Raw genomic sequence first — 13,457 nt, forward strand, 5'->3', positions numbered from 1 at the left:
GAGGCTATCCATGTCCGTCATGACTCCCCCTGTTCTCTGTCTGGCCTCTGCCTCTCCGAGACGACGTGATCTGCTGGTGTCCATCGGTGTGTCCCTGGAGATATGTCCAGTGGATATCGACGAGACCCCGGCTCCGAGTGAGGGGGCCGAGGCCTATGTCACCCGCCTGGCCCGCGACAAGGCGCTGGCCGGTGCCGAGCGCTCTCACCTGCCGACTCTTGGCTCCGATACCGCCGTGGTGCGTGATGGTGAGATTCTCGGCAAGCCCGAGGGGCCAGAGCACGCCGCCGCCATGCTGCGCTCCCTGGCCGGCCGCGAGCATCAGGTGCTCACGGCGGTGGCGGTGATCGGCCCCGCGGGCCTGCTCGAGCGCTGTGTCGCCACGCGGGTCGTGATGCGTGAGATCTCCGATGCCGAGATCGCCGCCTACTGGGCCACCGGGGAACCCGCCGACAAGGCGGGTGGTTATGCCATTCAGGGGCGTGCGGCGGTGTTTATCGCACATATCGCCGGCAGCCACTCCGCGGTGGTGGGACTGCCGCTCTACGAGACCGCCGAGCTGCTGCGACGTCAGGGGGTGGCACTTTGGGACGGGACGCTCGGGCCGTGATGCGCGGATTGCGATCGGCAGCCTCTCGCCGGAATCGCCTTGTCGAGTGGTGCTGCCATCGGCGATCGCCCTGTCATGATGAACGGATCAACGCCTTGGAGGCTTGACACTATGTCATAATGGCCGCAAGGCATTCTGGACAAGGATTTCCGCATGAGCGGCGAAGTACTGATCAATCTGACGCCGATGGAGACCCGCGTCGCCGTGGTGGAAAACGGCGTACTGCAGGAGGCCTTCATCGAGCGCTCCTGCCGTCGCGGCATCGTCGGCAATATCTACAAGGGCCGGGTGGTCAGAGTCCTCCCCGGCATGCAAGCGGCATTCGTGGATATCGGCCTCGACCGCGCCGCCTTCATCCATGCCCATGAGGTGATGCCGGCCGGTACGCCGGCCGAGGAGCAGCTCTCCATCGGGCATCTGCTCCACGAGGGGCAGGCGCTGGTGGTGCAGGTGACCAAGGATCCGATCGGCTCCAAGGGGGCGCGGCTGACCACTCACCTCTCGGTACCCTCGCGTTATCTGGTCTACATGCCGGATGCGCCCCACCATGGCGTCTCCCAGCGTATCGAAGACGAACGCGAGCGCGAGCGCCTGCGCAGCCTGATCGAGGAGGCCCAGGCCCAGCAGAGCCTGGAGGTGACTGGTGGCTTTATCGTGCGCACTGCCGCCGAGGGAGTGGGCGTCGAGGAGCTGGCCGCCGATATGCACTTCCTGCTGCGGCTATGTCGCAAGGTCAGCGAGCGCAAGGTCACCTCCTCGGCGCCCAGCGTGATCTACGATGACCTGCCGCTGTTCATGCGCATCCTGCGGGATGTGATGCGTGACGATATCGAGAAGGTGCGCATCGACTCCCGGGAGAACTACGTCAAGCTGGTGGAGTTCGCCGAGGAGTTCATGCCCGATGCGGTGGAGCGTATCGAGCACTATGCCGGCGAGCGACCGGTCTTTGACCTCTACAGCGTCGAAGACGAGCTCCACAAGGCGCTGGGGCGCAAGGTGCAGCTCAAGTCCGGTGGTTACCTGGTGATCGACCCTACCGAGGCGATGACCACCATCGATGTCAATACCGGCGGCTATGTGGGGCATCGTAACCTCGAAGAGACCATCTTCAAGACCAACCTCGAGGCGGCGACCGCCATCGCCCGCCAGCTTCGTCTTCGTAACCTTGGCGGCATCATCATCATCGACTTCATCGACATGGAGGATCCCGAGCACCAGCGTCAGGTGCTGCGCATGCTCGAGAAGTCGCTGGAGCGGGATCACGCCAAGACCAAGTGTACCGGTGTCACCGAGCTTGGCCTCGTGCAGCTGACCCGCAAGCGTACCCGCGAAAGCCTGGAGCAGACTCTCTGCGAAGCTTGCCCGACCTGCGGCGGTCGCGGAACACTCAAGACCCCGGAGACGGTCTGCTACGAGATCTTTCGCGAGATCCTGCGTGAGGAGCGGGCCTATAGCGCCGAGACTTACATGGTGCTGGCGTCCCAGGCGGTGGTGGACCGTCTGCTCGACGAGGAGTCGGCGGCGGTGGCCGATCTGGAAGAGTTCATCGGCAAGCCCATCCGCTTTCAGGTGGAGACCCACTACTCCCAGGAGCAGTACGACATCGTGCTGATGTGAGCCCATGCCCGTGACCCGCCAGGTGATGCGCTGGACCCTGACCCTGCTGGCCCTGGGGCTGGCAACAGTGGCGATCCTGACGCTGTTGGCGCGGCTGGCGCTGTGCCTGGCCGATGGCCAGACATCACGGCTGGAGGCCCTGCTGTCGGCGCGCTTCGCGGCACAGACCCGGATCGACTCCCTGGAGGCCGGGCTGGTGCGCTTCGACCCCTACCTCAAGCTTGGTGCACTGAGCCTGCGCACCCGTGATGGCGACCGACCGCTGCTGGAGGTGCAGGGGGGGCAGCTGCGCCTGGATACCTGGCAGAGCCTGCGTGAAGGGCTGCCGGTGGTGGAGAGCGCGCGTCTCGAGGGCATGACCTTGCACCTCTACCAGAGCGCGCAGGGGGGGTGGCACTGGCCCGATCCCGCCGAGCTCCCCCCCGAGCTTCAGCCCGAGGGGGAGTTCGCTCTCGAGCGTCTCGACTTCTGGGTCGGGGTGCTGCTGCGCCAACGGGCCTGGGCCGAGGATGTACGCGTGGTGTTGCATGGCCAGGAGCGACGCGTCGCCTTCGAGGCGCCACGGTTGCTGATGACCGGTGATGCCCGCCGTGCCCATCTCGAGGGCAGGTTGCGCCTGGTGGGCGACGCCGATGTGGCCATGCAGGTAGCCCTCGAGGTGCTGCCGGGCGAGGCCGGATTCCGTGACTTCAGTGCCGCCCTGCAGGCCGACATGCACCTCGATACCCTGGTGGAGCTGGCCGCGGTGCTGGGGCGTGATCAGCCGCTGCATCTCGACGAGGCGCGGGGTGAGGCTCGTCTGTGGGGGCGCTGGCACCGTGGCCGCTTGGCCGATGCCCGCCTGGCGCTGGATGTCGAGCGTTTGGCCGTCAGCCATCGCGACGCCAAGGGCGAGCGTCATCAACTGGCGCTGGATAGCGTGACCGGGCGCGGCCAGTGGTTGAGGGGGGAGAGCGGTTGGCAGGCCTGGTTTCAGGGTAATGCCGAGAGTCCCGAGAGGAGCGAACCGGACGAACTGGCGTCGCGCTGGGGACCTGCCTTGCCCTACCGATGGCATCTGAACGGCGATGGCGAGGAGTGGTGGCTCAATACCAGCGCCTTCGACCTGGGATCCCTGGCTGCCTGGCGCGATCGGGTGCCGCTGCCCGAGGCTCTGGCTCGGGCGGTGGACAGCCTCGATCCACGCGGCCGGGTGGCCGGTTTCGGGCTTGGCTTCCGGGAGGGGCAGTGGCAGGCCCGGGCGTCCCTGCATGGTGTCGAGGTATCGCCCTGGCAGCAGGCCCCAGGGGGCGGCCCCCTGGACATGTGGGTCGAGGCGCGGGGCGGTCACGGCCTGGTGCGCTTCAGTGGCAACGAGACATCCACCCTTCACTTCCCCGAGGTCTTCGCCGCCCCCATGGCACTCGATCACGCCTCCGGGGAGGTGCGCTGGGTCTACGATGGCCCCCGTAGCATGGTCAGTGGACGTGATCTGCGGGTGGGATGGAATGGTGCCGAGGTCAGCGGTGGCTTCGGTCTCTCTGTGGGGCAGGGGGATCGGGGAGGCTTCGGCCTGACCCTGGCCCTCGAGGAGGTCGATGCCGTGGAGACACCGCTTGTCGAGTGGCTGCCGGTAGCCATCCTCGATGATGATCTGCGCGACTGGCTTGCCGATGGTGTGGCGGGTCGAGTTCCCGAGGGCGCACTTCGCCTGCATGTACCGCTCTCCGGTGACGACGATGATCAGGATGATCAGCCATCGCCGAGTTTTGGCCTCGACCTTGCCATTCGCGACGGCCGTCTGCCCATGGCGCCGGGGTGGCCGATGCTGGAGGGCATTGAAGGGCGAATGCGGCTCGATGACACCTTTCTCGAGGCCGAGGTGAAGCATGCCGAGAGTCTCGGCGTGAAAGCGAGTGATGGCCGGGTACGGCTTGCCGACGAACGCCTGGAGGTCGCAGGCAATCTGGATGCCAGCGCCTCCGCGCTGCGACGCTTCCTGATGAGCATGCCGGTAGAGGGCAGGGCAATCATGGAAGAGTGGCAGGCCGAAGGACATGCCGAGGGCGCCCTGCAGCTCGAGCTGCCTCTGGAACGACCCGAGGCGCTGGACCTCTTGATCGAGACCCAGGCGAGTCTTGAGCTTCTCGAATATCGGCCGTTGAACCTGCAAGTCAGGGAGCTGCGTGGTCCCTTGACCTGGCGGCAGCAGGGCGCCGAGGGTGGGCTCACGGGACGGCTCGAGGGGCGCCTGCTCGGCGGACCCCTGCGTGCCGATATCGATACCTTGAATGGCGGGCTAGACCTCGCCGGGGCCGCCGAGGCCGAGGCGCTGCTCGAGCTGGGGGGCGCGTCGCTCCTTGCCGAGCGGCTGACCGGGCGTTTCGATTGGCGTGGCCGGCTGGGTATCGACGACGAGGTTTCTCTTCGTCTGCAGAGCTCACTCCAGGGGCTGGCCGCCGATCTTCCGGCGCCGCTGGGCAAGCCTGCGGCACAGTCTCGCCCGTTGCGGCTCGACATGAATCTGACCCATGGCTACCTGGATGGACGACTGGGGGAGGCACTCAAGCTGCGCTGGCGCTCGCTGCCCGGTGACGAGCGTAGCCAGGGACAGGTGTGGCTAGGCCGCCAATCCGCGCCGGCCTGGCCCTCCGAGGCGGGATGGTGGATCGATGCCTATCTGCCGCGCCTCTCTCCGGCCGCATGGAGCGAGGCGCTTGCGGGGGTGGCAGGAGGTCGTGGCACAGGGGGGGCAGGCCTTGACCTGCGCGAGGTGCGTGTGGCCAGCGACTGCCTGCAGCATAAGGATCGCTGCCTCGGCTCCTTCTATACCACCGCTCGCCCGCAGCCTGGCGGCGGCTGGCATCTGGCTCTGGATGGCAGTCTGCTCGAGGGAAGTCTCGACTATCGGCCCCGGCTCACCGAGCCACTGGACATCGGCCTGAGTCGCCTCTCGCTGGATGCGTTGATGCCCACCGGCCAGCAGGTCGGCTCATTGCTCGACGAGATAGCCACGCCTCCGGAGCCGCAGCCGCTTCCCGTCTGGGTCGCCGACCTGCCCGGCGGGCGCCTGCGCATCGCCGATATCGAGCGTCAGGGCCGGCGCCTGGGGCCCCTGACCGCGCGCTGGCAGGCGACGCCCGAGCGACTCAGCATCGCTCCCCTGGGGCTTACCGTGGGAGAGATCAGTGCCCATGGCGAGCTGGTCTGGGAGGCGGCGGGTCCCGAGGCCAGCCTGACCCGTGCGCGCCTGGAGCTGGTAGGACGGGACCTGGGAACGGCGCTGGAACGCCTGGCTCAGGACCCGGTGATCCGTAGCGGCGAGACAAGGGTCAAGAGCCAGTTGGCCTGGCCAGGGACGCCCTGGCAGTTTGCCCTGGAGCGCTCCCGGGGCAGCGTCGAGGCGGAACTGCGTGATGGCCGTTTCGTCAAGCTGGAGTCGGCCCCGGCTCGTCTGGTGGGGCTGCTCAATATCGATAACCTGGTGCGCCGTCTGCGGCTGGATTTCTCCGATATGACCGGGCGAGGAACGGCCTTCGACCGTGTCACTGGCGCGGCGACCCTGTATGGTGGCAGTCTCGAGACGCGGGGGCCGGTCCAGATCGTGGGCCCTGCCACTCGCTTCACTCTCGATGGCAGCGTCGCGTTGGCACGCCGGGAACTCGACATGCAGTTGGGCGTCACACTGCCTGTCAGCCGAAATCTGCCACTGGCGGCGGTTATCGCCGGTGCTCCGGTGGTGGGTGGGGCCCTGTTTATCGCCGACCGCCTGTTTGGTGATGCCATCGACAGTGTTACCCGAATTCATTATCGCGTGCGTGGTCCCTGGACCGCGCCGCGGATTTCAGTGGAAAGCGCCGAATGACCCAAGCGAGACACGCATTGATTGATGAAGCCGCCGGCATCCTGCTGACCCCCGGTGGTCTCTCTCTGGATGACCTGGACACCGGCCTCGGCCACGCGATGGGGGCGGGTATCGACTACGCCGACCTCTACTTCCAGCGCAGCTGGCATGAGGGCTGGGTGCTGGAGGATGGCGAGGTCAAGGAGGCCAGCTACAACATCGACGGCGGGGTGGGCGTGCGCTCGCTGGCCGGCGAGAAGACCGGCTTCGCCTACTCCAATCAGATTACTGCCGATGCGCTTGGCGAGACCGGGCGTACCGCGGCCGGCATCGTGCGTAGCGGCAACCGGCTGCCCTTGGGCACGCCGGTTGCCGTCGGTCCCCCGGCCCGCTATGCCGGGGTCGATCCGCTCGCCGGGCTCAGCGCCGAGGAGAAGGTCGCCATGCTCAAGGAGGCGGATCGCGTGGCCCGAGCCGCCGACCCGTCGGTTAGCCAGGTCAGCGCCTCGCTCTCGGGGGTCCATGAGGTGGTGCTGGTGCGCGCCAGCGATGGCACCCTGGCGGCCGACATCCGCCCCCTGGTGCGCTTCAACGTGAGCGTGATCGTCGTTCGCAATGGCCGACGCGAGCGTGGCAGCGCCGGTGGTGGTGGCCGCTATCCCATGTCGCGCCTGCGCGACGAGGGTGTCGCCGAACGCTTCGCCAAGGAGGCGGTGCGTCAGGCGCTGGTCAACCTGGAGGCCGTCGATGCCCCGGCGGGCCAGCTGCCGGTGGTGCTGGCGCCTGGCTGGCCGGGCATTCTGCTCCATGAGGCGGTAGGTCACGGCCTGGAGGGGGATTTCAATCGCAAGGGAAGCTCAGCCTTCGCCGGCCGTATGGGCGAGCGCGTCGCCGCACCGGGTGTGACAGTGGTCGATGACGCCACCCTGGCCGACCGTCGCGGGTCGATGAGCGTCGATGATGAGGGAACCCCGGGTCAGCGTACCCCGCTGATCGAGGATGGCATCCTCACTGGCTATATGCAGGACAAGTTGAACGCTCGGCTGATGGGCATGACGCCCACCGGCAATGCCCGTCGCGAATCCTTCGCCCACCTGCCGATGCCGCGCATGACCAATACTGTCATGCTCGCCGGGCAGGATGACCCCGACGACATCCTCAAAAGCGTCAAGCGTGGCCTCTATGCGGTGAGCTTCGGCGGTGGCCAGGTGGATATCACCTCGGGCAAGTTCGTGTTCTCGGCGAGTGAAGCCTATCTGATCGAGGATGGCCGGATCACCGCCCCGGTGAAGGGGGCGACGCTGATTGGCAATGGCCCCGAGGCCATGGGGCGAGTCTCGATGATCGGCCATGATATGGCGCTGGATCCCGGTATCGGCGTGTGTGGCAAGGAGGGGCAGGGCGTGCCGGTGGGTGTCGGCCAGCCGACCCTCAAGCTGGACGAGCTGACCGTGGGTGGCACGGCATCCTGATTGAGCGAGGGGCGCCGGGGGTAGGCCGACGAGGAGGTCCGAGGACCAGGGGTGGCCGAGGTAGCGTCCAAGGATGGGTCTACAGCGCCTCCTCGTCGGTCCGGCGGCCCGGGCCTGCCGCCGGACCAGTCCCGAGCGGCGTTAAAGCCCTGCGGTATCGCGGATCAGCTTGAACAGCTTGCGTGAACTGGCCGGTGGCTTGTCCTGGGCACGTTCGCGCTGGGCATTGCGGATCAGCTGGCGCAGGGCCTGGCGGTCGGCGTGGGGGTAGTCGGCCACGAAGGCCTCCACCGCGGCGTCGCCCTCGTCGACGAGGCGATCGCGCCACTTCTCGAGGCGATGAAAGGCGTGGTCGCGGCGCAGCGTCTCCTGCTCGATCTCGTCGTGAATGGCACGGATCGCCGCGAGGTCCTCGCGACGCATCAACTTGCCGATGTACTGCATGTGTCGCCGCCGTCCCTCGTGAGAGCGGATGCGTGAGGTCTCCTCCACGGCGGCGAGCATGTCGTCGGAGAGGGGAAAGCGCGCTCGCTCGCCGGGTGTCATGGCGATGATCTGTTCGCCCAGCGTCTGCAGCGCCTGCATCTCGCGCTTGAGCTGGGACTTGCTGGGGCGTTCGTCGTTGTCCGGCTGCTGAAGGATCTGATCGAGCAACTCGCGGGGAGATTCCTGGGACATGCCGCTTCCATCGGTTGGGGCTGGGTGTCCCGACAGTATACCAGCCCGTTTCACCGGGCTGAGAATGAACATTACAGGCGTGGCTCGCAGCCCCGCCGAAGGAGGATTAGAGATGACTCAGGCTTTCGATGCCGCCGCCCAGCAGACCCTGCTGGAGAGCCGTTCCCGACAGGCCGTGGAACTGGCCCGGAAGCTGGGGGCCGACGCCTGCGAAGTAGGCGCCAGCGTTGACCAGGGTGTCGGCGTCAGCGTTCGCGAAGGCGAGGTGGAAACCGTCGAGCTCTCGCGTGATCAGGGCATTGCGGTGACGGTCTATCTCGGCCAGCGCAAGGGCAGTGCTTCCTCCACCGATGCCGGCGAAGCCTCCATCCGTGCCGTGGTCGAGAAGGCCATCGCCATTGCTCGCTATACCGGCGAGGATCCCGCCGCCGGCCTGGCCGACGCCGCGCTGATGGCCACTCATCTGCCGGACCTCAATGTGCACCACCCCTGGGCCTTGACCACCGAGGAGGCGGTCGATCTGGCGCTGGCCTGCGAGGCCGCAGGCCGCGGCAAGGCCGGGATCAAGAGCTCCGACGGCGCCTCGCTCTCCAGCGGCGAGGGGGTAAGGGTCTATGCCAACAGCCACGGCTTCCTGGGCAGCCAGCGTGGCAGTCGCCACTCACTCTCCTGCATGCTGATCGCTGAAGACGATGCCGGCATGCAGCGTGACTACGACTTCACCAGCGCCCGGAACCCGCGCGATCTGCTGGCACCTGAACGGGTCGGCGAGAGTGCCGCAGAGCACACGCTGCGCCGCCTGGGAGCAAGGCGTCCGGCTACCGGGCGGATGCCGGTACTCTTCGACCCGAATCTGGCCGGCGGGCTGGTCGGCTCGTTGATGAGTGCCATCGCCGGCGGCGCGCTGTTCCGCCAGGCAACCTTCCTCTGCGACCGTCTCGGCGATGCAATCTTCCCGGAGTGGTTCAGCCTGCAGGAGAAGCCCATGGAAACCGGTGCCATGGCCAGTTCGCCCTTCGACAACGATGGCGTTCAGACTCGTGACAATCTCTTTATCGACAAGGGGCGACTGGCCAGCTACATGCTCTCGGCCTATAGCGCGCGTCGCCTCGGCATGCAGACCACCGCCAATGCCGGCGGGGCTCGCAACCTGCGGATCACGGCGCCGCTGGCATCACGCGATGAGCTGCTTGCCCGCATGGACAGGGGGGTGCTGGTCACCGAGCTGATGGGGCAGGGGGTCAATGGCGTCACCGGGGACTACTCGCGGGGGGCGGCCGGCTTCTGGGTCGAGAATGGCAGGATTCAGTACCCGGTGGAGGAGTTCACCATTGCGGGAAACCTGGAAACGATGTTCAGGGGGCTGGCTGGCGTGGGCAGCGATATCGATACCCGCGGCAGTATCCATACCGGCAGCTGGCTGGTCGACGAGATGACGGTGGCCGGTGCTTGACCCCTTCGGGGAGTTATACGCCATGAGCTTTAAGCGGTAAGAGAACATCACTGCCACCGGCAGAGTCGATGATATCCTCTCGGCTTACGGCTTACGGCTTACGGCTTACGGCTTACGGCTTACGGCTTACGGCTTACGGCTTACATCGTTCAGTCATCCTCGTCGAAGCGGGCGTCGAACAGGGCCTCGATGGCGTCGAGGGCCTGTTCGGCGTCCTTGCCTTCGGCACTGACGGTGAGCTCGGTGCCGCAGGGAGCGGCCAGCATCAGCAGCGACATGATGTTATTGGCTTCCCCCCGCATCGGGCCGTTGGCCACCTGAATGCGGGCAGTAAAGGGCTGGCAGCACTGGACCAGCTTGGTGGCGGCGCGGGCATGAAGCCCACGCTTGTTGGTAAGGGTCAACCTGCGTTGCGGCACGCTCAACTTCCTTGATGAGGTGGGGTCTCGGGGCCGGGCAAGGTGTCCTGAGTGCCCAGTTCGCGATGGCGCAAGCGTACCCGCGTCTGCTGCTGGGCGAGCTGCCTGGCCAGGCGCTCGGCGAGATAGACCGAGCGGTGCTGCCCTCCCGTGCAGCCGATGGCCACGGTGAGATAGCTGCGATGGCTGGACGCGTATCTGGGCAACCAGCGTGTCAGCCAGTCGTGGATGTCGGTGAGCATCTCCTGCACCACCGGGTAGTCCTCGAGAAAGGCGACGATCTCGGCATCCTGGCCGTTGAAGGGCCTGAGGCGTGGGTCCCAGTAGGGGTTGGGAAGGCAGCGCGCATCGAACACAAGGTCGGCGTCCAGGGGGACGCCGCGCTTGAAGCCGAAGGACTCCACCGTGAGGGTCAGCTGCTCGGGGCGATGATGGGCTACCTGGTCGGCGATACGGGCGCGTAACTCATGGACCGTCAGTCGTGAGGTATCGATTACCAGGTCGGCCAGGTCGCGAATCCCGGAGAGTGCCTGCTCCTCGGAGTCGATCGCCTCGGCGAGCGTCATCTCGCTCTCGCGAGTCAGCGGGTGTCGACGCCGGGTGGCGGAGTAGCGCTCGATCAGGATGCGTGCGTCGGTGTTCAGGTAGATGACCTGGCAGTCGATACCGCGTTCACGCACCTCCTCCAGGAGGCTGGGGAAGCGCTCCAGGGCCTGGGGGAGGTTGCGGGCATCGATGCTAACGGCGATTGAGGTGCGCTGGGACTCGGGGTTGCTCAGTTCGTCAACCAGCGAACCCAGCAGCATGGCCGGCAGGTTGTCGATGGCGTAGTAGCTGAGATCCTCCAGCGCTTGCAGGGCGATTGACTTGCCCGAGCCGGAGCGGCCGCTGATGATTACGAGTCGCATGGAGGTCTCCTGGTCGTTCTGGCTGAGGGGTGCTCGTTACCGCTCAACCCTGTCGTCGAATGGCCTCGATAAGGCTGTCGTGGAGGTCGCGCTGACTCGAGCTGCGGCGCAGGCGCGTGCGGGTATCGACGTCGTTCATGATGCCGGCCAGCTGGGCCAGCAGGGTCAGGTGGGCCGCATCGGCCTCTTCGGGAACCAGCAGCACAAACACCAGATCGACGGGCTCTCCATCGATGGCGTCGAAATCCACCGGCTCCGTCAACTTGAGAAAGCCGGCGATGGGCGCCTTGCAGTGCGGACTGCGCGCATGTGGAATGGCCACGCCGTTGCCGATGCCGGTGCTACCGAGACGCTCGCGGGCAATTAGCCTCGCGAAGACTTCCTGGCTGTCGAGGCTGGGCGTGTTCTGCGCAATGAAGGTGCTGAAGAACTCCAGCACCCGTTTCTTGCTGCCCCCGGGCACATCGAAGAGGGTGCGCTCCGGGGGAAGAATGGTTTCGAGTGAGGACATCGTGGGTTCAGCGGGCACCGGCGCCCTGGGCGCGAGCCTGGGCCTTTTCCTTGTGCTTGACCAGCTGGCGGTCCAGCTTGTCGGCGAGCGAATCGATGGCGGCGTACATGTCGACATCCTGGGCTTCTGCATGCAGCTCGGCACCGGCAACATGCATGATGCAGGCGGCGGCCTGGCGCTCCTTCTCGACAGATAGGGTCACCTGCACGTTGGTGATGTTGTCATAGTGGCGCTCCACGCGAGTCAGCTTCTCGTTGACATAGTCACGCAGGGCATCGGTCAGTTCCACATGAAGGCCGGTGATATTCACTTGCATGACACGCTCCTTGCTCGATGGTTGTGATTCGATTGTAACCCTTTTTCATGTCTTGCATACCCCCTGTCGGTCCCGGGGGAGATTCCCGCCATGTTCAAGGGGTTGGGCCGGTCGAGCAGGGGGTGATGGTGCCCTGCCCCATGTGCTCAGCGCAGGCGCTTGCGCTCGCTGGAGGAGGGGATGCCCATGGCCTCACGGTACTTGGCAATCGTCCGCCTGGCGACCTGGATGCCGGCCTCATCTAGCAGGGTGACCAGGCGGCTATCGGATAGCGGCTTGCGTGGCGGTTCATCCTGAATCAGCTTGCGGATGCGTGCACGAATGGCGGTGCTGGAGTGGCGATCGCTCTCGTTGCCGACCTGGCTGGAGAAGAAGAACTTGAGCTCGAAGACCCCGCGAGGAGTGTGGATGAACTTCTGGGTGGTGACTCTCGAGATGGTGGATTCATGCATCTCCACCGTCTGGGCGATATCGGCCAGGGTGAGTGGCTTCATGGCTTCTTCACCCTGCTCCAGGAAGTTGAGTTGGCGCGCCATGACTTCGCGACCCACTCGCAGCAGGGTGTCGTTGCGGCTGCTAAGGCTCTTTATCAGCCAGCGCGCCTCCTGGAGGTGCTCCTTGAGGAAGGTGTTGTCGTCACTCTTGTCGGCGCGGCGGACCAGTGCCGCGTAATCGGGCTGGATGCGCAGCCGTGGGATCGCCTCGGGGTTGAGTTGGACGTGCCAGCCACGTTGATCGTGGAAGGCAACGAGATCGGGAATCACGTAGTCGTCGGTGACGCTTGAGAAGGCGCTGCCGGGACGAGGATCCAGGCTGCGCACCAGGGCGATGGAAGCGTCGAGCGCCGTGTCATCCACCCCCAGGCGCCGCTTGAGCAGGCGGCGGTCATCGTTGCCGAGGGCCTCAAGGAACTGTCGGACCAGGCGTCGTGCCTGGGGTAGGTGCGGCGTATCGTCGGGGAGGGCGGCGAGCTGAAGCTGCAGACATTCACTCAAATCGCGGGCGAAGATCCCCGTGGGTTCGAACTGCTGCAGATGGCGCAGGACTCGCTCCATCTCCTGGCTGCGCAGGTCGGACAGTCCCTGCTGTCTCAGGCCGTCTCGAATCTCGTCGAGGGGAGCCGTTAGGTAGCCGGCATCGTTGACGGCGTCGATAAGGCTCTCGGCGATCTGGCGCTCCCGTGGGTCGAGGTCGCTCATCGCCAGCTGCCAGGAGAGATGACCGTGCAGGCTCTGGCCTTCCGCCTGGCGCTCGAAATCGGGTCCCTCTCCGCCGCTGGGCGCCGCCAGGTCCTGGTAGGTATCCGACCAGTCGCTGTCGGTGGCGAGCTGCTCGGGAATCTCGCTTGCCCAGTCGTCCTGCGCAGGCTCCTGGGTGGCCTGCTCACCGAACTCATCGTCAAGCTCCAGCAGCGGGTTGCTCTCCACCGCCTGCTGGACCTCCTGGCGTAGATCTAGGGTGGAGAGCTGCAGCAGGGCGATGGCCTGCTGCAACTGGGGGGTCATGGTTAGCTGGGTGCCGATCCGTAGTTGCAGAGATGCCTTCATGGCCATGGCAGGCGTCCTCCTGGCATGTCGGAAAGCCTTACCCTAGTGCCTGGCAGGGCATCGTGCAATACGACCTTAAGCAATAATCATGCCATTGGGTGAA

General features: G+C 65.9%; 11 protein-coding genes. 5 read left to right on the top strand and 6 right to left on the bottom strand.

The window, feature by feature from the left end:
• Positions 1-10 precede the first annotated feature (10 nt).
• The 4 genes from E0702_RS07110 (at position 11) to tldD (ending at position 7,522) form a co-directional block, all read left to right on the top strand.
• Positions 11-610, top strand: coding sequence for a Maf family protein (locus E0702_RS07110; protein WP_374708617.1), 600 nt, complete (start codon positions 11-13; stop codon positions 608-610).
• A 153-nt stretch (positions 611-763) separates the two neighbouring features.
• Entirely contained in the window at positions 764-2,227 is a 1,464-nt protein-coding gene (gene rng / locus E0702_RS07115; RefSeq protein WP_132042294.1) for a ribonuclease G, read from the top strand.
• Between the two features lie 4 nt (positions 2,228-2,231).
• Positions 2,232-6,071, top strand: a complete 3,840-nt coding sequence (locus E0702_RS07120; protein ID WP_132042295.1) for a YhdP family phospholipid transporter — start codon at positions 2,232-2,234, stop codon at positions 6,069-6,071.
• The gene (gene tldD, locus E0702_RS07125; protein WP_132042296.1) at positions 6,068-7,522 is read left to right on the top strand and encodes a metalloprotease TldD; all 1,455 of its coding nucleotides are present in this window, start codon (positions 6,068-6,070) and stop codon (positions 7,520-7,522) included. Before E0702_RS07120 ends, tldD begins: the two co-directional genes overlap by 4 nt.
• 141 nt (positions 7,523-7,663) lie before the next feature.
• On the opposite strand, the gene yjgA is transcribed toward tldD, so the two are convergent.
• Positions 7,664-8,200 carry a ribosome biogenesis factor YjgA gene (gene yjgA, locus E0702_RS07130; protein WP_132042297.1) on the bottom strand — a complete coding sequence of 179 codons (537 nt, stop codon included), beginning with the start codon at positions 8,198-8,200 and terminating at the stop codon, positions 7,664-7,666.
• A 112-nt stretch (positions 8,201-8,312) separates the two neighbouring features.
• Between yjgA and pmbA the strand changes: the two genes are divergently transcribed.
• Positions 8,313-9,653: a metalloprotease PmbA gene (gene pmbA / locus E0702_RS07135; RefSeq protein WP_132042298.1), complete on the top strand. Its 1,341-nt coding sequence runs from the start codon at positions 8,313-8,315 to the stop codon at positions 9,651-9,653.
• 149 nt (positions 9,654-9,802) lie between these two features.
• On the opposite strand, the gene E0702_RS07140 is transcribed toward pmbA, so the two are convergent.
• The 5 genes from E0702_RS07140 to E0702_RS07160 form a co-directional block, all read right to left on the bottom strand.
• Complete coding sequence (locus E0702_RS07140; protein WP_132042299.1) at positions 9,803-10,072, bottom strand: HPr family phosphocarrier protein; 270 nt, start codon at positions 10,070-10,072, stop codon at positions 9,803-9,805.
• Positions 10,073-10,074: 2 nt separating this feature from the next.
• A complete protein-coding gene (gene rapZ / locus E0702_RS07145) occupies positions 10,075-10,980 on the bottom strand; it encodes an RNase adapter RapZ (RefSeq protein ID WP_132042300.1) in 906 nt (301 codons plus the stop codon).
• Positions 10,981-11,023: 43 nt separating this feature from the next.
• On the bottom strand, positions 11,024-11,491 hold the full coding sequence (ptsN, locus tag E0702_RS07150; protein ID WP_132042301.1) for a PTS IIA-like nitrogen regulatory protein PtsN: 468 nt from the start codon (positions 11,489-11,491) through the stop codon (positions 11,024-11,026).
• Between the two features lie 7 nt (positions 11,492-11,498).
• Positions 11,499-11,807, bottom strand: a complete 309-nt coding sequence (hpf, locus tag E0702_RS07155) for a ribosome hibernation-promoting factor, HPF/YfiA family (RefSeq protein WP_132042302.1) — start codon at positions 11,805-11,807, stop codon at positions 11,499-11,501.
• A 146-nt stretch (positions 11,808-11,953) separates the two neighbouring features.
• Positions 11,954-13,360, bottom strand: coding sequence for an RNA polymerase factor sigma-54 (locus E0702_RS07160; protein ID WP_132042303.1), 1,407 nt, complete (start codon positions 13,358-13,360; stop codon positions 11,954-11,956).
• Positions 13,361-13,457 lie beyond the last annotated feature (97 nt).

The sequence above is a fragment of the Halomonas marinisediminis genome (assembly GCF_004347715.1).
GTDB classification, from domain to species: Bacteria; Pseudomonadota; Gammaproteobacteria; order Pseudomonadales; family Halomonadaceae; genus Halomonas; species Halomonas icarae.

Coding starts and splice junctions, on each gene's coding strand:
- E0702_RS07110 (WP_374708617.1), top strand. CDS start 11: ATGTCCGTCATGACTCCCCCTGTTCTCTGTCTGGCCTCTGCCTCTCCG.
- rng (WP_132042294.1), top strand. CDS start 764: ATGAGCGGCGAAGTACTGATCAATCTGACGCCGATGGAGACCCGCGTC.
- E0702_RS07120 (WP_132042295.1), top strand. CDS start 2,232: ATGCCCGTGACCCGCCAGGTGATGCGCTGGACCCTGACCCTGCTGGCC.
- tldD (WP_132042296.1), top strand. CDS start 6,068: ATGACCCAAGCGAGACACGCATTGATTGATGAAGCCGCCGGCATCCTG.
- yjgA (WP_132042297.1), bottom strand. CDS start 8,200: ATGTCCCAGGAATCTCCCCGCGAGTTGCTCGATCAGATCCTTCAGCAG.
- pmbA (WP_132042298.1), top strand. CDS start 8,313: ATGACTCAGGCTTTCGATGCCGCCGCCCAGCAGACCCTGCTGGAGAGC.
- rapZ (WP_132042300.1), bottom strand. CDS start 10,980: ATGCGACTCGTAATCATCAGCGGCCGCTCCGGCTCGGGCAAGTCAATC.
- ptsN (WP_132042301.1), bottom strand. CDS start 11,491: ATGTCCTCACTCGAAACCATTCTTCCCCCGGAGCGCACCCTCTTCGAT.
- hpf (WP_132042302.1), bottom strand. CDS start 11,807: ATGCAAGTGAATATCACCGGCCTTCATGTGGAACTGACCGATGCCCTG.
- E0702_RS07160 (WP_132042303.1), bottom strand. CDS start 13,360: ATGGCCATGAAGGCATCTCTGCAACTACGGATCGGCACCCAGCTAACC.